General features: G+C 65.4%; 21 protein-coding genes. 11 read left to right on the top strand and 10 right to left on the bottom strand.

The features are described from left to right. Positions 1-51: 51 nt before the first annotated feature. Positions 52-234, bottom strand: a complete 183-nt coding sequence (locus V6U71_RS11045) for a hypothetical protein (RefSeq protein ID WP_411342270.1) — start codon at positions 232-234, stop codon at positions 52-54. Positions 235-481: 247 nt separating this feature from the next. On the opposite strand from V6U71_RS11045, the gene V6U71_RS11050 reads away from it, so the two are divergent. Together V6U71_RS11050 and V6U71_RS11055 are read left to right on the top strand one after the other, a co-directional pair. Then, positions 482-1,249, top strand: a complete 768-nt coding sequence (locus V6U71_RS11050; protein WP_411342271.1) for a crotonase/enoyl-CoA hydratase family protein — start codon at positions 482-484, stop codon at positions 1,247-1,249. Positions 1,250-1,251: 2 nt separating this feature from the next. Beyond that, positions 1,252-2,139 carry an alpha/beta hydrolase family protein gene (locus V6U71_RS11055; RefSeq protein ID WP_411342272.1) on the top strand — a complete coding sequence of 296 codons (888 nt, stop codon included), beginning with the start codon at positions 1,252-1,254 and terminating at the stop codon, positions 2,137-2,139. Between the two features lie 117 nt (positions 2,140-2,256). Here the strand turns inward: V6U71_RS11055 and V6U71_RS11060 are convergent, their stop codons facing one another. The 5 genes from V6U71_RS11060 to V6U71_RS11080 all read right to left on the bottom strand — a co-directional run bounded on the left by V6U71_RS11060 (position 2,257) and on the right by V6U71_RS11080 (position 7,290). Then, a complete protein-coding gene (locus V6U71_RS11060; RefSeq protein ID WP_411342273.1) occupies positions 2,257-3,081 on the bottom strand; it encodes a helix-turn-helix domain-containing protein in 825 nt (274 codons plus the stop codon). 164 nt (positions 3,082-3,245) lie between these two features. Further along, positions 3,246-4,562 (bottom strand): amidohydrolase, encoded by a 1,317-nt coding sequence (locus V6U71_RS11065; RefSeq protein ID WP_411342274.1) that lies wholly within the window; start codon positions 4,560-4,562, stop codon positions 3,246-3,248. A 20-nt stretch (positions 4,563-4,582) separates the two neighbouring features. Then, entirely contained in the window at positions 4,583-5,170 is a 588-nt protein-coding gene (locus V6U71_RS11070; protein WP_411342275.1) for a DUF4893 domain-containing protein, read from the bottom strand. A gap of 159 nt (positions 5,171-5,329) precedes the next feature. Further along, positions 5,330-6,115, bottom strand: a complete 786-nt coding sequence (locus V6U71_RS11075) for a 3-hydroxybutyrate dehydrogenase (RefSeq protein WP_411342276.1) — start codon at positions 6,113-6,115, stop codon at positions 5,330-5,332. A 26-nt stretch (positions 6,116-6,141) separates the two neighbouring features. Further along, entirely contained in the window at positions 6,142-7,290 is a 1,149-nt protein-coding gene (locus tag V6U71_RS11080) for a patatin-like phospholipase family protein (RefSeq protein WP_411342277.1), read from the bottom strand. A gap of 156 nt (positions 7,291-7,446) precedes the next feature. Between V6U71_RS11080 and V6U71_RS11085 the strand changes: the two genes are divergently transcribed. Further along, a complete protein-coding gene (locus V6U71_RS11085) occupies positions 7,447-8,352 on the top strand; it encodes a neutral zinc metallopeptidase (RefSeq protein WP_411342278.1) in 906 nt (301 codons plus the stop codon). Next, positions 8,325-9,611, top strand: coding sequence for a metal-dependent hydrolase family protein (locus V6U71_RS11090; RefSeq protein ID WP_411342279.1), 1,287 nt, complete (start codon positions 8,325-8,327; stop codon positions 9,609-9,611). Before V6U71_RS11085 ends, V6U71_RS11090 begins: the two co-directional genes overlap by 28 nt. Here V6U71_RS11090 and V6U71_RS11095 read toward each other — a convergent pair. Further along, on the bottom strand, positions 9,608-10,366 hold the full coding sequence (locus V6U71_RS11095) for an HPP family protein (RefSeq protein ID WP_411342281.1): 759 nt from the start codon (positions 10,364-10,366) through the stop codon (positions 9,608-9,610). The two genes, V6U71_RS11090 and V6U71_RS11095, sit on opposite strands and share 4 nt — an antisense overlap. Before the next feature lie 116 nt (positions 10,367-10,482). Then, complete coding sequence (locus V6U71_RS11100; protein WP_411342282.1) at positions 10,483-11,166, bottom strand: hypothetical protein; 684 nt, start codon at positions 11,164-11,166, stop codon at positions 10,483-10,485. 53 nt (positions 11,167-11,219) lie between these two features. Between V6U71_RS11100 and V6U71_RS11105 the strand changes: the two genes are divergently transcribed. Next, complete coding sequence (locus tag V6U71_RS11105; protein WP_411342283.1) at positions 11,220-13,289, top strand: prolyl oligopeptidase family serine peptidase; 2,070 nt, start codon at positions 11,220-11,222, stop codon at positions 13,287-13,289. 116 nt (positions 13,290-13,405) lie between these two features. Here the strand turns inward: V6U71_RS11105 and V6U71_RS11110 are convergent, their stop codons facing one another. Beyond that, positions 13,406-13,747, bottom strand: a complete 342-nt coding sequence (locus tag V6U71_RS11110; protein ID WP_411342284.1) for a cupin domain-containing protein — start codon at positions 13,745-13,747, stop codon at positions 13,406-13,408. A gap of 86 nt (positions 13,748-13,833) precedes the next feature. On the opposite strand from V6U71_RS11110, the gene V6U71_RS11115 reads away from it, so the two are divergent. The 6 genes from V6U71_RS11115 (at position 13,834) to V6U71_RS11140 (ending at position 21,018) form a co-directional block, all read left to right on the top strand. After that, on the top strand, positions 13,834-16,515 hold the full coding sequence (locus tag V6U71_RS11115) for a valine--tRNA ligase (protein WP_411342285.1): 2,682 nt from the start codon (positions 13,834-13,836) through the stop codon (positions 16,513-16,515). Beyond that, positions 16,515-17,000, top strand: a complete 486-nt coding sequence (locus V6U71_RS11120; RefSeq protein ID WP_411342286.1) for a hypothetical protein — start codon at positions 16,515-16,517, stop codon at positions 16,998-17,000. The genes V6U71_RS11115 and V6U71_RS11120 overlap by 1 nt, the downstream gene beginning before the upstream one ends. A 107-nt stretch (positions 17,001-17,107) precedes the next feature. Next, the gene (locus V6U71_RS11125; protein ID WP_411342347.1) at positions 17,108-18,463 is read left to right on the top strand and encodes an MATE family efflux transporter; all 1,356 of its coding nucleotides are present in this window, start codon (positions 17,108-17,110) and stop codon (positions 18,461-18,463) included. A 95-nt stretch (positions 18,464-18,558) separates the two neighbouring features. Further along, on the top strand, positions 18,559-19,725 hold the full coding sequence (locus tag V6U71_RS11130) for a sensor histidine kinase (protein WP_411338539.1): 1,167 nt from the start codon (positions 18,559-18,561) through the stop codon (positions 19,723-19,725). Then, entirely contained in the window at positions 19,719-20,456 is a 738-nt protein-coding gene (locus V6U71_RS11135; protein WP_411338540.1) for a LytR/AlgR family response regulator transcription factor, read from the top strand. The genes V6U71_RS11130 and V6U71_RS11135 overlap by 7 nt, the downstream gene beginning before the upstream one ends. A 61-nt stretch (positions 20,457-20,517) precedes the next feature. Next, entirely contained in the window at positions 20,518-21,018 is a 501-nt protein-coding gene (locus tag V6U71_RS11140) for a hypothetical protein (protein ID WP_411338541.1), read from the top strand. Between the two features lie 7 nt (positions 21,019-21,025). Here V6U71_RS11140 and V6U71_RS11145 read toward each other — a convergent pair whose 3' ends face one another. Continuing rightward, positions 21,026-21,439 (bottom strand): hypothetical protein, encoded by a 414-nt coding sequence (locus V6U71_RS11145; RefSeq protein WP_411338542.1) that lies wholly within the window; start codon positions 21,437-21,439, stop codon positions 21,026-21,028. Positions 21,440-21,499: the final 60 nt, after the last annotated feature.

The following is a 21,499-nucleotide window of genomic DNA, read 5'->3' on the forward strand; positions in this document are numbered from 1 at the left end:
CCGATCGCGCCGCCTTTTCAGGCAGCGCGTCCGGACAGCGGCTATATCGGCTTAAAAGGCGAGCGCGGGCCGCGGAGACAACGCCGCGAGGCGGCGCTTCACCGCAAGCTTGAGCGTCTTGAGCCGGAGCAGGCGGAACGGGTCGGCACCGCGCCGGCGCGACTCGCTGCGCTCGGCATCGTCGAGCTGGCGATGCAGGACGGTCAAGCGGTAGAGGTTGGGATTATATGTCACGAAAAGGGCCTCCTGATTGAAAATCAAGCAGGTGACGCCGATGCAAGGACCCCGGTTCAGGGGGGAGGAGGGCCGCAGAGCATCGGTGTCACCCGATGCGGTCCGACATCACGTGGCGGGAAAACTCCCGCCGACGCCAGAGGGGCCCGGCCCGCACAATTGTTATGTAGGAAGTCGATGCGGCGCTTGCAAGTCCCCGGCACGCGCGGCACCTTCGCGCCGGACTCGCTACAAGGAATATATCGCCATGTCCGTCCTTATCGACCGCGACGGTCCGGTCCTGATCGTCACGATCGATCGCCCCCAAAAGCGCAATGCCGTCGATCCGGATACCGCTAGCGCGCTTCGCGAAGCCTTCGCCGCCTTTGCCGATGACGAAACGGCGCGCCTCGCGATCCTGACCGGCAGCGGCGGCCATTTCTGCGCAGGGTTCGACCTCGGCGCCGTCGGCACGTCGCGTTACGATCCCGAAGGCCCTGGTCCGATGGGCCCGACACGGATGCTGCTCGAAAAGCCCGTCATCGCCGCGGTCGAGGGGCACGCCGTCGCCGGCGGGCTCGAACTCGCGCTGTGGTGCGATCTTCGCGTCGCCGCGGCGAGCGCGGTCTTCGGCGTCTATTGCCGGCGTTGGGGCGTTCCGCTGATCGACGGCGGCACCGTTCGCCTGCCGCGTATCGTCGGGCAGGGCCGCGCGCTCGACATGATCCTGACCGGCCGGCCGGTTGCCGCCGACGAGGCGCAGCGCATCGGCCTCGCCGACCGGCTGGTCGCCGACGGCGAAGCACTGTCCACGGCGGTCGAACTTGCCAAACAGATCGCCGCTTTTCCGCAGCTCTGCATGAACAGCGACCGGTTGAGCGCCTATCGCCAGTGGGATTTCGATATCGACGGCGCGCTCGCGCACGAAGCCCACGCCGGAGTCGCGCCCTTGCGCGAAGGCGCGGCGGCGGGCGCCAGACGCTTTACCGAAGGCGCCGGGCGCGGCGGCAGCTTCGCCGCTTTCAAGGGGGACTGACGATGAAGCCAATCAGCATATCGATCGCGGCCGCGCTGCTCGCGCTGCCCCTGCCATCGCTGGCGCAGGCGCCTGGCCTGCCCGCCGCCATCTACAGCGATCCGCCCGCCGACAAGGCGCATCCCGCAGCAATGGAGGTCGTCCACATCCCGAGCGGCGGCGTCGAAATCAACGGCGTCGTCTACATTCCGGCGGGCGCCGGCCCGCACCCGGCGGTGATCCTTTGCCACGGCCTGCCCGGCAATGAAAAAAGCCTCGATCTGGCGCAGGCGATACGCCGCGCGGGCTGGACGGTGATCACCTTCAACTATCGCGGCTCATGGGGCAGCCCCGGTCAATATCGCTTCGGACAGAATCTCGAGGATGCCGACGCCGTCCTCGCTTTCGCGCGCGACCCAGCCAATGCGGCAAAGCTGCGCATCGACCCCGAACGTCTCGTCATCATGGGGCACAGCATGGGCGGTTGGGTCACCGCGTTGACCGCAGCCAAGGACAGGAAGCTGCTCGGCGCCGCGATGATTTCGGCCGCGAATCTCGGCGCCTTCGGCCAGATGCCGCGCGAGCAGCTTGCCGCCGGCATGAAGGCCAATGGTCAGGAGGCACTCGCCGGCACCTCGCCCGAGATCATGGCCGACGAACTGATCGCAAAGGGCGACGCCTTCGACTTCCTGAAAGCCGCGCCCGCGCTCACGAACACCAGCCTCTTCATTCTCTCCTCCGACGATGGCCTCGCCCCGGGAACCGATGCGCTGGCCGCAAGTATCCGCGACAGTGGCGGAACAAAGCTGAGGACGCTGCACGTCGCAACGGACCATAGCTGGTCGGATGCCCGCGTGCGGTTGCAAACGGAGGTTTTGCGATGGCTCGAAACCCTGAAGACCAGAGAATGAACCGCCGCTACGCCGCTGCAACCGCCGCACATTCATCGACGTCCCCGGCCAGGCGGCCTGGTCGACAATAGATGCGTGATCATCGCACAATGCCCGGCCGTGGGCGCCAGACCGCGATCAACCGATCCGGTTGAAATGCGTCGTTTCCAGTTTTTGCCGATTGTCGCTCGACCAGACAATCGTTTCGGTCATGGATTTCAGATCCTTGGCAACGGTATAGACTCGCGTCGATACCCGCGTGCCGTCCTTTCCCAATGTCATGACCAATGTGTCCGGCGCCGGTTGGCGCAAGGCAACGCTGTCGATGAAATCCATGTTGCCGGTGATCGGTACGGGGACGCCATCAAGGGCGGCCGTCGATTCCGAATGCCTGATGGAGCCGTCCGGCGCGATGATTTCGACGCGCGTTGTCCATTTGCCATCTTGCGATGCGCGGAACGTCATCGTCACCCGTTGCGGCCGTTCTTTCTCCGGCATGAGCGATGCGTCGAGCGACCAGTTTCCGACCAGCGGCAACTGACTGGATGCGGCGCTGTAAACGGCGTTCGACGTTCCGGCGTGATCGGCGGAGGGCGCGGCTGCAACCATCAATCCAGCGGCAGCCATGGGTATTGCGAAGAGCATGACGATCATTCCTTTCGAACCGCGAACCCCCATGGTTGCGGTGTGCGCCACGTCCTTCACGGTGGAACGCGGTCTCGAAAGATCGATTTTTTTGTCACAAGTTTTCTGGAGGTCGAGAAGGCGCGCCAATTCGCGGCTGCTGCCCACTCCCGTCTTACGGCGGGCAGAGCGCAAACGCTCGTTGATCGACGTTTCCGAGCGGCCTAGCCGCGCTGCGATGGTCTTTACCGTATGCCCCGCGACCAACAGGCGCAGAACTTCCATTTCCCGGTCGGTGAGGAATGCAGAAACACCGGAAGCGGGTTCATCGGCAGACATGTCTTTTGCTCACCACAGCCTCACGAACAGGTCCATCCCAATTTATTTGGGAAACGGCAGCGGAGCCAGAGCATTGAGAGAGCGGCGGGATTGGACGAGCCCGCCCGCATCCGCAAATGCCTGCAACGTCGGCGGCCCGAACCGGGTTCTGCGTTTCCGCCCGGCTATTTCTTCGCCATCAGCTTCATCGCCATCGAGGTCAGCGCTTCGGTTGCGGTCGATATCACCGCGGGCGCATCGGGCGCCCAGAAGGGCGAGTGCAGGCTCGGCAGGGTGCGGCCTTCCTTTTTCGCCGCGTCATACTCGGCCTGCGGCACACCCCCGACCCAGACGATCAGGCCCTTCACATCCTTGTGTTCATCGCGCGAAAAGCGGCTGAAATCCTCGCCGCCCATGACCGGCGGCATTTTCACGACGCGCTCCTCGCCGAAACCCGTCTTCAGATAGGCAGCCATCTCTTCGGCAAATTCGGGGGTGTTGTACGTCGCGGGCGTATATTCGTCCTTTTGCACCGACACGACGGGCATGCGATCGTCGGGAATGCCCGCCGCGATCGCCTCGCCCTTGGCGATGCGGGCGATCCCGTCCAGCAGATGCTCGCGCACTTCGTCGGTGTAGCTGCGCACCGTCAGTTGCAACCGCGCCTCGTCCGAAATGATGTTGTGCTTGGCACCCGCGTGAAAACTGCCGACCGTCACCACCGCGCTGTCGAGCGGGCTGATCTCGCGCGAGACAAGCGTCTGGAGCGCGCCGACGATCCGGCTTGCCAGCACGATCGGGTCCTTCGTCGTCTGCGGATAGGCGCCATGACCGCCAAGACCCTTCACCAATATATCGACGCTGTCGACATTGGCGAGCGCATAGCCCGGCGTGTAGCCGATCTTGCCCGCCGGAAACTGCGCCGCGTCGTGAAAGGCGAGCGCATATTGCGGCTTCGGAAAGCGCGTGTAAAGGCCGTCGGCGAGCATCATCCGCGCCCCCGCGCCGCGTTCCTCGGCAGGCTGGCCGATCATCACCAGCGTGCCCGACCAGTTCGCCTTGTTCGCCGCCATCAGCCGCGCGACGCCGATCCACGCGGTCATATGCGTGTCATGCCCGCACGCGTGCATCACGCCCGTCTCGACACCCTCCTTTGTCGTGACGCGCACTTTCGACGCGCCGGCAAGCCCGGTCTGCTCGGTCACCGGCAGCCCGTCCATATCTGCGCGGACCATTACAACGGGTCCGGGGCCGTTTTTCATCACGGCGACGACGCCCGTTCCGCCGACCTTTTCCGTCACCTCGAAACCCAGCTTGCGCGCCTCGGCGGCGAGGATGCCCGCCGAGCGCACCTCCATGAAGCTGAGTTCCGGATTGGCGTGCAGATCCTTGTAGATCGTCATCAGCGACGGCATCTGCTTTTCCACGTCGCCGCGCAGCGTCTGCGCCGCCGCAGGCATGGCCAAAGCCAGCGCCGCCGCGCCGGTCCACAAAATCCGCATCCTTATTCCCCTGCTTTGCGTCAGCCCGCCGGGACCAGTTCGATCACGTCGAGCAAGGATTCATAGGCCGGCGCCGGCAGCACGAGCCGCCAGCGGTTGTCGCCGATCCGTTCGACCAGCCCCGCCATGTCGCGCATCCGGTCGCTGCCGTAGTTGACCGGGAGACTCTCGTCGCCGAGTTCGAGCGTCCCGAGGAATATCTGGCGGTTCAGATTGTCGGGGAAGATCAGCCCCACCGGGCGCTGCGATCCGGTGAGCTTGACGAGGCTGTAAAGCCCCTGCTCGGCCGCGACGCGGCAGCGGAACCAGTCATAGGCGATGTAACCGAGCCCGCCGCGCCCCTGCGTCCCGAGCTTGATCGTGCGGCACCTGTACTCGCCCGCCGGCAGGTGCGGGTTGGGCAGCGCGGCGGTCGGCTGCAGCAGGACGCCCTCGCGTTGGACAGCCCCGCCAAATCCCTTGGCGCGTGCGTCGGCGAGCGCGGCTTCCCAGCTCGAATACCAGCCGCGGACGCGTCCCTTGTCCTGTTCGGTCGCGGTCGCACGCCATGTGCCGGCATCGGACGGCTGCACGGGGGCGTCGGCCGCCGAGGGCGGCTGCGACGGCACCGTCTGACAGGCGCCAAGGCATAGCCCGAGCGCAAGGGTGGATATCGATGTGGCGCGACCCCGCATGGTCCGTCTCTCCCGGTCCGGTTCGTCTTAACCATAGGAGGACGAACAGGAATGCTCAAGGCTGCAACAAATCTATAGCTTTGCCGCAGATCCCTATGCCGCGGTCCAGCCGCCATCGACGCTGAGGTTCGCGCCGGTGATATTTGCCGCCTCGTCGCGGGTCAGGAAGGATGCGAGTGCCGCGACCTGTTCGACGGTCACGAACTGCTTGGTCGGCTGGCCGGCGAGCAGCACATCGTTGATCACCTGCTCGCGCGTCATCTTGCGCGCCTTCATCGTGTCGGGAATCTGGTTTTCGACCAGCGGCGTCCAGACATAACCGGGGCTGATGCAGTTCACCGTGATGCCTGCCTCGGCGACTTCGAGCGCGACGGTCTTGGTCAGCCCCGCCAGCCCGTGCTTCGCAGTGACATAGGCCGATTTGAACGGCGAGGCGACGAGCGAGTGCGCCGACGCGGTGGCGATGATCCGCCCCCATTTCTTCTTGCGCATCCCCGGCACGGCATGACGGATCGTATGGAAGGACGCGGTCAGGTTGAGCGCGATGATCATGTCCCATTTCTCGACCGGGAAATCCTCGACCGGCGAGACGAACTGCATCCCGGCGTTGTTGACGAGAATATCGACGCCGCCCAGATCCTTGTCGGCGCGCGCGAACATGGCCTCGATTTCTTCGGGCTTGGTGAGGTCGGCGCCGTCATAAGCGGCCTTGCCGCCGTTCAGCACCTCGAGCGCCGCGCGTTCGGCCTCGATCGCGGCCGCGTCGCCGAAGCCGTTGATGATGATATTCGCGCCGTCGGCGGCGAGCGCCTTGGCGATGCCGAGCCCGATGCCCGAGGTCGAGCCGGTGACGAGGGCGGTCTTGCCTTTGAGATGCATGGCGTAATCCTTTCGGTGGGGGGAGATCAGGAGCCGGCCTTGGGACGGAGGTCGCCCGACTGGACGGCGAAACTGTCGGAGCGCCCTTCGGCGATGCTTTCGGCCAGCAGATGGCCGTCCTTCATCGCGGCCTCGACCGCCGCGCGGCCGAGCGCCCAGTTGACCTCCATCGTCGTGCGCGAAAATTCGAAATCGCGCGCGCCGGTCTGCCAGGCGGGCGGCTGGTGGATGAGTTGAACGACGTTGAGCGCCTTGCTGTCGATCATCCGCTGCACCGCCTTCACTTCGGCAAGATCGGCGAACTCGGGCGGCAGCCTGTCGAGCATCCGGTCGATCAGTGCATGCTCCTTGCGCCGCCGCACGAGGCCGTCCGAAATCCGGCGCGTACGGCTGGAAAAACGGATATCCTTCTCGCGCGACCAGGCTTCTTCCATATCGTGCGGACGCTCGCCGCGCGCGGGAAACAGATCGACTTGAAAGACGAGCATATCGTCCCTCGCCGCCTCGACGACATGTTCGAGCGGGGTGTTGGATACCAGCCCGCCGTCCCAGTACCATTTGCCGTCGATCTCGACCGGCGGCAGCCCGGGCGGCAACGCGCCCGACGCGAGGATATGGCGAGCATCGAGAGCATCGGATTTCGTATCGAAGTAACGAAAATTCCCCGTCTCCACCTCGACCGCGCCGACCGACAGCCGCACCTTGCCGTTGTTGACCCGGTCCCAATCGACCAGCCGGCCCAGCGTTTCGATCAGCGGTGCCGTATCGTAAAAGCTGACCGCAGCGGGGGTCTGCCGCTCGGCAAACGCCGGTGGCGGCCAGCGCGGCGTGAAGAAACCGGGGACGCCGAACGCCGCGACCTGTCCCGCCGCCGCCCAGTGCGTCCATTCGCGAAACAGGTCATTGTCGACGGCTGGCAACTCCGGCAGCGCCGACGATACACCCTCCCAGAACTCGCGCATCCTGCCGACCGCCTGATCGCGCTCATTGCCGGCGATGATCGCGGCGTTGACCGCGCCGATCGAAATCCCCGCGACCCAGTCGAGCTCGATACCAAGGTCGATCAGCGCCTCGTACACCCCGGCCTGAAACGCGCCGAGCGCGCCCCCGCCCTGCAACACAAGGACGACAAGATCGGGCAGTGGCAAGGCAGCACGGGCGGCGCGGCGGGGCATGGACTCGGGACGATCCTTTGACGCGGGGCCAATTGGTGCACCGCAACACAAGCCTTTGCAAGCTCGCGATGAATCGAAGCGACGCGAAGCCTCTTCCAATTGCCGCACGCTACTGTCAGAACCGGGACAAACGGACCAAGTTCTGGAGTGCCTGAGATGCGTCTCGACGATTATGATCCCGGCGACGATATCCGCGACCTGGGCCGCGGCGGCGGTGGTTTCGGCGGTGGCGGGGGCGGCGGCATGGGCGGCCTCCTCATCGGGCTCCTGCCGATGCTGCTCGGGCGCAAGATGGGCTGCGGCACCCTGCTTCTGATCGGCGCGGTTGCCTTTTTCCTTCTCGGCCCCGGTGCCAACATGTTCAGCAGCGGTGGCAGCAGCGCCGACCCGATGGCCGACAGCCGCGGCGCGCAGGGCGTCGCGTGCGACACCGAAGGCGAGCGCTTTGCCTGCAACGTGTTCGGCTCGACCCATCAGGTCTGGGGCAGCCTGATCAGCGGCTATCAAAAGCCGACGCTCAATTTCTATCAGGACGAGAATGAATCGAAATGCGGTGCCGCTCAGGCCGCGATGGGCCCCTTCTATTGCCCGGCCGATCAGGGCGTCTATCTCGACACCAGCTTTTTCAACGAACTCGACCGCAAATTCGGTGCTGCCGGCGATGCTGCGCAGGCCTATGTCGTCGCGCACGAGGTCGGCCATCATATCCAGACGATAAGCGGCATTTCCGATCAGGTCCGCCGCGCGCAGGCGCGCGGATCGCAGGCCGAGGGCAACGCGCTGCAAGTCCGCATGGAGTTGCAGGCCGACTGCTACGCCGGCGTCTGGGCATCGCGCGCGAAGAACAGCGCCGGCCAGCCAGTGATGGAAGCGGGCGATATGGAAGAAGCGATGCGCGCCGCCAATGCGATCGGCGACGACACGCTGATGCGCGCCGCAGGCCAGCGCCCCGTCCCTGAAAGCTTCACCCACGGGACGAGCGAGCAACGCATGACCTGGCTGCGCCGCGGCCTGCAGACCGGAGATCCGCGCCAGTGCAACGCGTTCGATACCGCCATCTGACCGCCGCGCTCGCCGCGACCTTTCTGGCGACGTCGCCGGCTTCGGCCGCAACCCTCTATGTCCAGACGGGGCGGCTGATCGACGGGGTGACGAACGAGGTTCGCACCGGCCAGTGCATCACCATCGAAGCGGAGAAGATCAAGGCTGTCGGCGCATGCGGCAAAGCGCCGGACGGCGCGGCGGTGGTCGATTGGTCCGACTTCACCGTCCTGCCCGGCCTTATCGACCTTCACACCCACCTTGCCGACCTTGGCCAGAGCGCCGACCTTGCCGCGCCGATGAAGGCCTCGCCCGCCGAAACCGCGCTCGTCGGCGCCCGCAACGCGCGCGTGACGCTCGACGCGGGCTTTACCAGCGTGCGCGACGTCGGCACCTATCGCGGGCTCACCGATGTGACCTTGCGCAACGCGATCGACCGCGGCGACGTACCGGGGCCGCGCATGTGGGTCGCGGGCGCCTATCTCACTATTCCGAAGGGCGGCGGCGAGCTCAACGGCGTCGTCCCGAACGAGCAATTGCCGCCCGACATGCGCCTCGGCGTCGCCGCGACGCCGGAGGAAGCGGCCGCAAAGGTAACTTACCTGCTCGATCACGGTGCCGACTTCATAAAGGCGATCGCGACCGGCGCCGTTCTCGCAATCGGCACCGAACCCGGCGCCCCCGAACTCTCAGAGGACCAGCTCCGCGCGATCGTGACGGTGGCGCATGCCCGCGGCAAGAGGGTGACCGCACATGCCCATGGCGCGATCGGCATCCAGAATGCGATCAACGCGGGGGTCGACAGCATCGAGCATGCCAGCCTCGCCGACGAAGCCACGCTGCAACTTGCGAAAAAGCACGGCACCTGGCTGGTGATGGATATCTACAACGGCACCTACATCGACGAGGAAGGCACGAAGGAAGGCTGGCCCGAGGAATATCTGCGCAAGAATCGTGAAACCACCGATACCCAGCGCGTCGCCTTCCGGCGCGCGGTCGAGCTGGGCGTCAATATCGGCTATGGCACCGACGCGGGGGTCTATCCGCACGGGCTCAACGGCCGCCAGTTCCGCAACATGGTAAAATACGGGATGACGCCGATGCAGGCGATCCAGTCGGCCACCGGCCGCGCTGCCGAGGAAATGGGCCGCGACGACGTCGGCGCCGTCGTTCCGGGACGTTATGCCGATCTGGTCGCGGTAAGGGCAGATCCGCTCGCCGACATCGGCGTGCTCGAAAAGATCGATCATGTGATGAAGGGCGGCGCCCTCGTCCGTTAGGGGCCGACTTTTTCGCGCGGCCGCCCTTTGCCTTTCGCGGCGGCGACCTTTTTGCCTGCAGCCGCTATTTTTGCGTTCGCCACGCGCGCGGCGGCATGGGTTTCGGCGCGGCGCAGCAACAGCGCCAGATCCTCGCGGCTGATATCGAAGGTCTCGCCGAGATCGGCGAGCGCCCCGTCGATATCGTCCATCAACAGGCCGACCGGTTCCTGAGCCACGGCTTTTCCGTCGACCGGCCGGGCGCGGTGCGGATAGCTGTGCCCCGAGAAGCGATGGAACAGCATGCCAATCCCGACGAGGATCAGCGAGTTGAGCAGCACCGGCACCAGAAAATCGGTCGGATGCCCGGCAAAGCTCTGCCACCCGAGCACCGCGCTCAGCGCAGCGGCGCCGCCGGGCGGATGCAGGCAGCGGAGCAGCGACATCACGAGGATCGCGGTCGACACCGCCAACGCCGCGGCAAGTGCCGGCTCGCTGACCGCCTGCGCGACGACCACACCGAAGACAGCCGACAGGAAATTGCCGCCGACGATCGACCAGGGCTGCGCGAGCGGGCTCGCCGGGACAGCGAACAGCAGCACGGCGGACGCACCGATCGGGGCGATCAACCAGGGCATCGATGCGGGAAACAGCGCTGCGCACACCGCGCCGGCCAGCCCGATGCCGACCAGCGCCCCGATGCTTGCGATCATCCGGTCGCGCAGGCTCGCGCCGGCGAGCAACGGCACGAACAGCTTTTTGGGGAGGGATTTCAATCGGGGCACGCCAGCATCTCTCACGGGAGGCGTGATCCGATGGAGCGCCGCGAAGTTTTTCGCCAGAGAGCTTTGGTTTGCCGGCACCAAGTCCAATTTCGCTCACTAATCGACGACTAGGGTGGTGCGGGAACGAAGCGGTTGATTTTCACAACCTGCGGATCGGGGAAAATAAAACGCACTTCGGTGACGGTCTGCTGCGGTTCGCCCAGCCACATCACCGCCTCGCCGCTATTTTCCTTCACATGCCATGCCCGAAGATCGCGCAGCGCTGCCCTAATTCGCTCGTCATCGCGACATAAGCCGCTGCGGGTTGAATCCGAACATCGGAAACGAACCGCTGTCGCTTCGAGAGCAAACGACTTGAGCGCCGCGACCAGTTCGACGCCACGCTCGACAGACAATTCGGCGGATAGTTCCGAATAGATTGCCAGTTCGCATGGCAGATTTGATGAAAGCGCCACTTCTCTTGACGCATAAGGCGGTTGCATACGCCCAGTTCCGATCCGGCCCTCGATCGGCAACAGAAAACTCGTCGTCCATACCCGGCGCTCACATCCGGATCCTCGCCGTTCAGGGCTTTCCGCCAGTTTCAATTCGACCATCCCGGGAGGGCCAAATATTTTTTGCTGGCTTATCGCGATGATCGGACGGTGTTCGAAGCCCGCAAGGACCAAGTCACCGGCTTTTTCGGTCGACAGCCCCTCGATATCGATCAGTTGCGGTGAAGCAGTTGTTTGTGTCGAAAGCAGGATCGCAAGAATGGCAGAGAGCATGAATTCCGAAGTATCGGCCCACATCAGCGTTGGCAATCGGTCCTTGAACCTGCCCGCCGCGCCGCTAAACCGCTTTCATGCGTAACCACCTCCTCCCCAGCGCGATCGCGCTCGCCGCCGCCCTTTCCTCCCCCGCTTTCGCCCGGCCGATGACCGAGGTCGACCTGGCGACACTGAAACGTGTCGCCGCGCCTGCGGCGTCGCCCGACGGACGCTGGGTCGTGTATCAGATGACCGAAACCGAGCCGGCGACCTATAAGCGCTCGACCGGGCTGTGGGTCGTCGACCGCAACGCGAAGAATGCGCTGCCGATGCGCATCGCCGACACGCCCGGCAAGAATGAAACCTCGCCCGCCTTCGACAAGGACGGCGCGCTTTTCTTCCTTTCGAACGCTTCGGGCAGCGATCAGGTCTGGCGGATCGATCCCAAGGCCGCCAACGCCGCCGCGACGCAGGTCACCGATGCCAAGGCCGAGGTCGCGGGTTTCAAGATTTCGCCCGACGGTACGAAATTGCTCGCCTGGGGCGATGTGCCGCGCGAATGCACCAGCTTCGGCTGCGATGCAAAGGACAAGGGTGCGCAGCCCGGCCCCGGCACCGGCCGCCTTTACAAGGACGGGAGCGGTTTCGTCCGTCACTGGGACCAGTGGGAAACCCCGGGCACCTACAGCCGCCCCTTCGTCTTCAACCTCGAGGGCGGCAAGGCGACCATGGACCGGGCGGTTGACGGCGGCCTGGTCGGCGACACGCCGTCGAAACCGTTCGGCGACGGCAGCGAACTCGCCTGGGGGCCCGACAGCCGCACCGTCTATTTCACGCTGCGCAAGGCCGACCGCAAAGAGCCGACCTCGACCAATCTCGACATCTACAGCATGCTTGTCGATGCGCGGATGCCGCCGATCAACCTGACCGAGGCCAATCAGGCGACCGACACCCTTCCCGCCCCCTCGCCCGACGGCAAATGGCTCGCCTATGCGGCGATGGCACGCCCCGGTTACGAGTCCGACCGGCAGGTGCTGATGCTGCGCAACCTCGAAAGCGGCGAAACGAAAAAGCTCACCGACGCATGGGACCGCTCGGTCGCCTCGATCGCCTGGGCCCCGGACGGCAAGTCGCTTTATGTGACCGCGCAGGACGTGCTCGACCATCCTCTCTTCCGCGTCGACGCGGCGAGCGGCAAGGTCGAGAAGTTGAAGGCATCGAACGAGGAATATGACGGCAATATCGGCGACGTGACCCCGCTGGCGAACGGCGCTTTGCTCTATTCGCGCAACACCGTCCTCCTGCCGACCGACCTTTGGGTCCGCGATGCCAAGGGCAAGGCCGCGCAGCTCACCAACGTCAACGCCGCCGAACTGGCGCAGTTCGACCCGGTCAAGGTCGAGCGCCTGCAATTCGCCGGCGCGGGCGGCGACAAGGTGTGGGGTCAGATCCTCAAGCCCGTGAACGCCACCGGCAAGCTGCCCGTCGCGCTGCTCGTCCACGGCGGGCCGCAGGGCAGCTTCGGCAATGCCTGGTCGACGCGTTGGAACCCGCGCCTCTTCGCGCAGCAGGGCTATGGCACCCTCACGATCGATTTCCATGGCTCGACCGGTTACGGGCAAGCCTTCACCGACAGCATCAACAAGGATTGGGGCGGCAAGCCGCTCGAAGACCTGAAGCTCGGCCTCGCCGCGGCGGGCAAGCAGGATGCCGGGATCGACGTCGCCAACGCCTGCGCGCTCGGCGGGTCGTACGGCGGCTATATGATGAACTGGATCGCGGGCAACTGGCCGGACGGGTTCAAATGCCTCGTCACCCATGCCGGTATCTTCGACCTGCGCGCCATGTCGATGGAAACCGAGGAGCTGTGGTTCGACGAATGGGATCATGGCGGCCCGTGGTGGGAACGCACCGACGGCGAAAAATGGAATCCGGTGAACCATGTCGACAAATGGAAGACGCCGACGCTCGTGATCACGGGCGAACTGGATTACCGCGTCCCCTATTATCAGAGCATCGCACCGTACACCGTACTCCAGCGCCGCGGTGTGCCGTCCGAACTTCTCGTCTTCCCCGACGAGAATCACTGGGTGCTGAAGGGCGCGAACAGCGTGCAATGGCACCAGACGGTGTTCAACTGGCTGGGCAGCTATCTCAAGAAATAGGGCTGGTCTCCCGTCTTTCGTCACCCCGGACATGATCCGGGGTCCATCCCTGCGCCGGCGGGATGTATGCCGGATCAAGTCCGGCATGACGAGGAGGGATAGGACCGCTCAAACGATCACCCCTCGCCGCCCGCCTTGCCATAGAATATCCGCCACAACGCCAGATCGTCGCTGAAATCGGCGTAATGATGCTCGACCCCGGCGGCAACGAACAGCAAATCGCCCGCGGCAAAGGCCGTCCGCTCGCCGCCGTGGATCAGCACGCCTGCGCCGCGGATGACCGCGTAAAGCTCGTCCTGCTCGTGCGGCGTCTGGCGGTTCGGCGGGACGGGAACCGACAAGCGGACGTCGAGCGTGCCGCGTTTCAGCGCCAGCACCGATCGTTCGCCCTCGGGCGTCGGCACTTTCGCGGCATAATCGGCAAAGCGGATGACACCGCTACGCATTGCGTCGTCCATGACCTCGCTCCTGCAAGCCTGCGGCAGCTTAATCTCTGCCGATCCGGCTTGCCAGTCCGCACCCCGGCTGGCAAAGGCGCCCGGCTATGCCGATGGAAAAAACCTTCGATCCCGCCGCTATCGAGGCGAAATGGGCCCATGAATGGGAAAGCCGCGGGCTGTTTCGCCCCGCGCGTCCCGACGCGACGCCGTTCACGATCGTCAACCCGCCGCCGAACGTCACCGGCGCGCTGCACATCGGCCATGCGCTCGACAACACGCTGCAGGACGTCCTGATCCGTTACGAGCGGCTGCGCGGCAAGGATGCGCTGTGGGTCGTCGGCATGGATCATGCCGGCATCGCGACCCAAATGGTCGTCGAACGCCAGATGGAAGAGCGGCAGGACAAGCGCACCAATTACACGCGCGACGAGTTTGTCGAGAAGGTGTGGCAGTGGAAGGCGGAGAGCGGCGGCCAGATCACCGGCCAGCTCCGCCGCCTCGGCTGTTCGATGGACTGGGCGAACGAACGCTTCACGATGGACGACGGGCTCAACCGCGCGGTCGCCAAGGTGTTCGTCGACCTGCATAAAAAGGGGCTGATCTACCGCGACAAGCGGCTGGTGAACTGGGATCCGAAGCTGAGGACCGCGATCTCGGACCTCGAGGTCGAGACGCACGAGGTCCAGGGCGGCTTCTGGCACTTCAAATATCCGCTCGCCGACGGCGTGACGCTCGACGACGGACGCGACTATATCGAGGTCGCGACGACGCGTCCCGAAACGATGCTCGCCGACATGGCGGTCGCGGTTCACCCGGACGATACGCGCTACCGGAGCGTGATCGGAAAGGACATCCTCCAGCCGATCACCGGCCGCCGTTTCAAGGTCGTCGCCGACGAACATGCCGATCCCGAACTGGGCAGCGGCGCGGTGAAGATCACGCCCGGACATGATTTCAATGACTTCGACGTCGGCAAGCGCGCTGGGTTCAAGCCCGGCGAGATGCTCAACATGTTCGATGGTGATGCTAATGTCATTCAGACCAGCGATGGGCTGATCCCCGAGGAATATCTGGGCCTGCATCGCTTTAAGCGCGACGGCAAGGACGGCGCGCGCGAGCTAGTTGTGGCGCGGATGAAGGAAGCAGGCTTCCTGATCTCGCATGTCGACAAGGACGGCAACGAGCACGACGCCGAACCGCGCACGATCCAGACGCCGTTCGGCGACCGCGGCGGCGTGGTGATCGAGCCCTGGCTGACCGACCAATGGTATGTCGATGCGGAGACCTTGGCGCAGCCGCCGATGGCCGCGGTGCGCGACGGGCGCATCAACATCGTCCCCAAGACGTGGGAAAAGACCTTCTTCAACTGGATGGAAAATATCCAGCCGTGGTGCGTCTCGCGGCAATTGTGGTGGGGTCACCGGATTCCGGCCTGGTATGCCGAGGATGGCCGCATCTTCGTCGCCGAAACCGAAGAGGAAGCGCAGGCCGAAGCCGGCGCGGGCGTCGCATTGACGCGCGACGAGGACGTTCTCGACACCTGGTTCTCCTCGGCGCTCTGGCCGTTCGCCACGCTCGGCTGGCCCGAGAACACCGACCTCCTGAAACGCCATTACCCCAATGATGTCCTCATCTCCGGCTTCGACATCCTCTTCTTCTGGGATGCGCGCATGGCGATGCAGGGGATGGAGTTCATGGGCGACGTGCCGTGGCGGACGCTCTATCTCCACGGCCTGGTCCGCGCGCCCGACGGGGCGAAGATGTCGAAGTCGAAGGGCAATGTCGTCGACCCGCTCGGGCTGATCGACCAGTACGGCGCCGACGCGCTACGCTTCTTCATGTCGGCGATGGAAAGCCAGGGCCGCGACATCAAGATGGATGACGCCCGCCTCGCCGGCTATCGCAACTTCGCGACCAAACTGTGGAACGCCGCGCGTTTCTGCGAAGCCAATGGTATTTCGGCGTCGACCAGCTTCGAAGCGCCCGCCGCGACGCTGCCAGTCAACCGCTGGATCATCGGCGAAGTCGCTGCGACCGTCGCCGCGATGGAAACCGCCTTCGCCGCCTATCGCTTCGACGAGGCCGCCAACGCGATCTACAGCTTCGCGTGGGATCGCTTCTGCGACTGGTATCTCGAGCTGATCAAGGGCGCGATCGACGACGAGACCAAGGCCGTCGCCGGCTGGGTGCTCGACCAGATCCTCGTGATGCTCCATCCCTTCATGCCCTTCATTACCGAAGAGCTGTGGACCGGGCTCGGCGACCGCGCCGACTATCCGCTGATCACCGCGAAATGGCCCGAACCGAAGGCCGAGCGCGACACCAAAGCCAGCGCCGATATCGACTGGCTGATCAGGCTGGTCAGCGAGCTGCGCACCGCCAAGGCCGAGCTCGACCTGCCGCCGGGCGCGCGCCTGACCGCGCATTTCCCGGCGTCGCTGAAGGGCCGCACCGATAAGCTCGCAGCACAGCTCGACCGCCTCGCACGCCTCGAAGCGGTCAGCTTCGATCCGGCCCCCGCGGGCGCATCGGCGCAGCTTGTCGTCGAGGGCGAGACGATCACGGTTCCGCTGGAGGGCGTCATCGACATCGCCGCCGAGCGCGACCGCCTGACCAAGGCGCTCGCCGCAGCCGTTAAGGAACGCGACGGCCTTGCCGGGCGCCTGGGCAATCCGTCGTTCGTCGAACGTGCCAAGCCCGAAGCGGTCGAAAAGGCGCGCGCCGACCATGCCGCGAAGGAGGCCGAGGCCGATCGTCTGACCGCCGCACTGGCGCGGCTGGGGTAATGCGGAACGGGCGGATCCTGCTTCTGGCCACGGCGCTGCTTGGCGCCGTTCCGCTGGCTGCCAGAGACGCCTCGCCGTTGACGCCCGCCGCCGGCAGCGCCGACCGCACCGCCATATTGGCGGCGCTGCGGACCCATCCCGACATGCGCTTCACCTTCCGCTATCTGCGGGTGTGGCGCGACGGCGACCGCGCCATCGCTTATGCCGAGGGCGACAATGGCGTCATCGGCGGTTTCAAGTCGATCCTGACGCGCGACGGCCAGACGGGCTGGCGCACCGTCTGGGCCGAAGGCGATGGCGGCAGCGATAGCTGCGCCGCCGGCGCGCGGCATTATGCGTGGGCCATCGAACTGATCCAGTCGTACCACATCGCGCCGGACCGGCTTTTTCCCGACGTGACCCGGCAGACCAGCGACCTCGCACGCTCGGCAAAAAGCGATCCCGACCTGCAATGCGTCGGCGATCTCGAAGGCGGACGCGAATGAGCCCCGACTTGAACGATGTCCCGATCACCCCGACGCCCGTCGCGGCGGCAGCGGACCCGGCCGCGAGCCCCGTCCCGCCGCGCCAGACGGCGCGCGGCGGCGGACGGATGGACCTGACCAGCGGGCCGATCACCAAGACGCTGATCCTGTTTGCGCTGCCGACGCTTGCCTCGAACATCCTCCAGACGCTGTCGGGTTCGGTGAACTCGATCTGGGTCGGGCAATTCCTCGGCGAAGGCGCGCTCGCCGCGACCGCCAATGCGAACATCATCATGTTCCTGATGTTCGGTGCCTTCTTTGGCTTCGGCATGGCGGCGACCGTCCTGATCGGCCAGTCGATGGGGCGCGGCGACATCGATGCGGCACGCCGCGCGACGGGCGGCGTCATCGGCCTTGCGCTGCTCTTCTCGGTCCTGATCGCGGTGGTCGGCTGGTTTGCGTCGGATCGCATCCTGCGCTGGCTCGAGACCCCGCCGGAGGCCTTCACGCTCGCGCATGACTACCTCCGCGTCACCTTCCTCGCCGTCCCCGCCTCGATGCTGTCGGTGACGCTGATGATGGCCTCGCGGGGCGCCGGCGACGCAATCACGCCGCTCCGCTTCATGATCCTTGCCGTCGTGCTCGATGTCGTCTTCAACCCCGTGCTGATCCTCGGCCTCGGGCCCTTCCCGCGCCTCGGCATTGCGGGGAGCGCGCTGGCCACGGCGGCTGCCGGGACGATCAGCCTGATCGGGATGATCGCGTGGTTCTATCGCAAGAACCATGTGCTGCGCCTCCGCGGCCGCGAGCTTTCCTATCTCTATCCCAAATGGTCGGAACTGCGCTTCATCATCGGCCGCGGTCTGCCGATGGGCGCGCAGATGTTCGTGATTTCGGGGGCGGGCCTCGTCATGATCGGGCTCGTCAACCGCGAGGGCCTCGTGACCGCCGCCGCCTATGGCGCGACGCTGCAGCTCTGGAACTATATCCAGATGCCCGCGCTGGCGGTCGGTGCCGCGGTCAGTTCGATGGCGGCGCAGAATATCGGCGCGCGGCGCTGGGACCGCGTGTCGGCGGTCACCACCAGCGGCATCACGATCAACCTTGTCATGACGGGGGTGTTGATCGTCCTCCTGCTGCTTTTCGACCGCGCCGCGCTCGCGCTGTTTCTCGGTAGCGAAAGCCCCGCGATCGAGGTGTCGCGCAATATCCAGCTCATCGCGACCTGGACCTTCCTGCCGTTCGGAACGACGATCGTGCTGATCAGCACCCTGCGCGCCAACGGCTCGGTGGTCCCGCCGCTGATCATCCTGTTCCTGTCGATGTTCCCGATCCGCTTCGGCATCTATCATTTCGGCTATCCACTGATCGGCAGCGACATCATCTGGTGGAGCTTCCCGCTGTCGTCGCTCGCCTCGCTCGCGATGGCATGGGTCATCTACCGGCGCGGCAACTGGCGCGGCCCGATGCCGCAGCCTGCCTAAGGTGGCTTTCGACCAAAGCGCGCGCGCGTTCGACTGATGTCCCGGCGGCCGCTGGCCCTTGCATCGCCTTTGGCGCTAAAGCAGAGGCGATGAAGATGACGATCGACGACAATATCCAGCGCGACCAGCGCGCCCGCATGCTGGCGGCGGCGCCCGACTGGCGCGCGTCGGACGCGCGGGTCAATCCGCGGGTCGCTATCGGTTCGATCGTCGCGATGTGGCTGCTCTATTTCCTGATCAGCACCGGGCTGGCGCTGCTCACCGGGACGTCGGACCAGTGGGAGTTCGTCGGGCGCCGCGGAATTGTGGTGGTTGCGGGGATCCTCTGTACCTTCGTCCTCTACAAGCTGCTGCAGCGGATCCAGCCGCAAAGCTTCGGGGCCAGGCTTGCGGTCGCAATGGGCGCGGCGGTGCCGCTGGTCCTCATCTACGCCACCGTCAATCTGCTCGTTTTCTATTACTGGTTCCCCGCCGCCGATACCCACCAGATTATCGAGGAATTGCAGGCCCAATATCCGGTCGCATGGGAAACCGTGCTGATCCTCGACAGTTCGATCCGCTGGTATTTCTTCTTCGCGGTGTGGGCGGCGCTTTACGTCGCCTTCGGCTACGCCAACGAAATGCGCGCGGTCGAGCGGCGTGCCAACCATTTCCGCCTCGAGGCGAAGAACGCCCAGCTTCGTGCGCTCCACTATCAGGTCAATCCGCACTTCCTGTTCAACACGCTCAATTCGCTGTCGACGCTGGTGATGCGCGGTTCGAAGGCCGAGGCCGAGACGATGATCATGAACCTCTCGTCCTTCCTCCGTTCGAGCCTTGCCGTCGATCCCGAGCAGCTTGTCGCGCTCGACGAGGAAATCCGGCTCCAGCGGCTCTATCTCGACATCGAACAGGCGCGCTTCCCCGACCGTTTGCAGGTCGAGGTGACGATCCCCGAAGAGCTGGAGGATGCCTGCGTCCCGGTGCTGATCCTGCAACCGATCATCGAAAACGCGATCAAATATGGCGTCGCGCCGAGCAAGGGAAAGATCGCCGTCCGCCTGACCGCGACCAGCGAATACGGGCTTCTCGTCATCAGGGTCGAAAATGATATCGATCCGAAAGCGCCGGCGCCGGCGCCGGGCACAGGCCTTGGCCTCGGCAATGTCCGCGAACGGTTGCTGACGCGCTATGGCCCCGCGGCGGGTTGCGAGTGGGGGCGTTCGGACAATGGCGGCTTCGCCGTGTCGCTCTGGCTGCCGTTGGCACGGAACGGATGTTGACGATGCAGACGCTCCGCACCTTGATTGTCGACGACGAACCGCTCGCAATCGAGCGGTTGCAGATTCTGGCCGGCCAGCAGGAAGGGGTTTCGCTCGTCGGCACGGCCAGCGACGGTGCGTCGGCTTTGCGCATGGTCGATGCGCTAGCGCCCGATCTCCTGCTCTGCGATATCGCGATGCCGGGCCTCAGCGGCATCGATGTCGCGGCGGCGATCGAACGGCTCGACAATCCGCCCGCCGTCGTCTTCGTCACCGCCTTCGACCAATATGCCGTCGCCGCCTTCGACGTCGCGGCGGTCGATTATCTGCTGAAGCCGGTGTCGCCCGACCGGCTGTCACGAGCGCTGGCGCGCGTTCGCGAATGGCGCGCCGCCGATCGCAGCGGCACCGAAAAGAGCAAGTGGATCGGCGAGTTCTGGGTCCAGAACCGCGGCGAGATGTTGCGCATCGACGCAGGCCAGGTCGACCTGATCGAAGCCGAGCGCGATTATATGCGGCTGCACGTCGGCGCGCGAAGCTGGCTGATCCACCAGACGATCAAGTCGCTGGAGGCGCGCATGGACCCCGACCAGTTCATGCGCATCCACCGTTCGAAGATGGTCCGCCGCGACGGCATCGTCGGGCTCAAGCATCATGGCGACGGCGCATGGAGCGTCGACCTCGGCGAAGGCGGCATCCACCGCATCGGGCGCACCTATCTGCACGACGTCAAGGCGATCATGCAGCCTTGAACCGGGGCGCCGGAAAAGCCCGGGCTTGCTATTGGCGGCGCGGCATGGCCTGTTGCGCGCCATGGCGAGGAAAAGGGATCGGACCGCGAGTCGCGATGCCGGTTTCACCCGGCTCCTCATCGCGTTGACGCTTGGCGGCGCCGGGATTGCCGGCGGCATCCTGCTCGGTAGCGTTACGGTCGGGAACGGCCTCCGCGGCTCCGGAGGCGGCCCCTCCTACGCCGCGCTCAGTGCCAATCCCGACGCCTTGACCGCCGACAGCATAGCCGCGCCGGATTGCATCGACTGCCCCGGCAGTTACGGCGCCGCCGCGCGGCTGCGCGCGATCCATGCGGTGCGCAGCGACGAAGGTTTTCGCAAGCTCGGCGCGGTGGAAGTCGATTATCCGCCGATCCACCAGCCCAGTGACGATTATGTCTATGGGGGGCGCTTTCCCGACCGGGAACCCGCGACGGCAAGCGACCGGGCCCCGATCGTTGCGGCGCTGGACGGCGAAATGCCGATGACGATTCCGGCCACTGAACTGCCCCCTGCCGACGCACCGCCCGTCGTTCAGCAATGAAGCGCGATCAGGGGTGCTGCGGCGGCGGGCTTGCCGGTTTGGCGCAGCGGGTAAGATCGCCGGCCCGACACGCCACGGCATCGGCCTCCCACTTCATCCGCTCCTCGGCCGACATCGCCGCGACGCGCGCCTTTTCGGCCTCATAGGCGGCAGTTTCTTCGGCGAACGCGGCCTGATCGGCAGCGACCTGCTGTGCGGCGGCGGACACTTCCTGCTCATAGGTGACATTTTCCGCCTTGGCGCGGGCCGCCTGTTCGGCGTTGAGCCGGGCGGTGTTCGAACGCTCTTCGGGCGTCGTGCCGTCAGGCAATGTCTTGCCCGCGACGGGCGCCTCGGACTCGGGCTCGGCCTGAAAAGCCATGGCCTGCCCCGAAGCGATCAGCGCAAGTGCCGTAGCGGCCGCCAATATGTTCCTGTTCATCGAAGCATATCCTTCCATCATATACCTGCCCGCCCAACGTTCTTGCGGAGCGGCCGTTCC

The organism is Sphingopyxis sp. J-6, assembly GCF_046603995.1.
GTDB lineage: Bacteria > Pseudomonadota > Alphaproteobacteria > Sphingomonadales > Sphingomonadaceae > Sphingopyxis.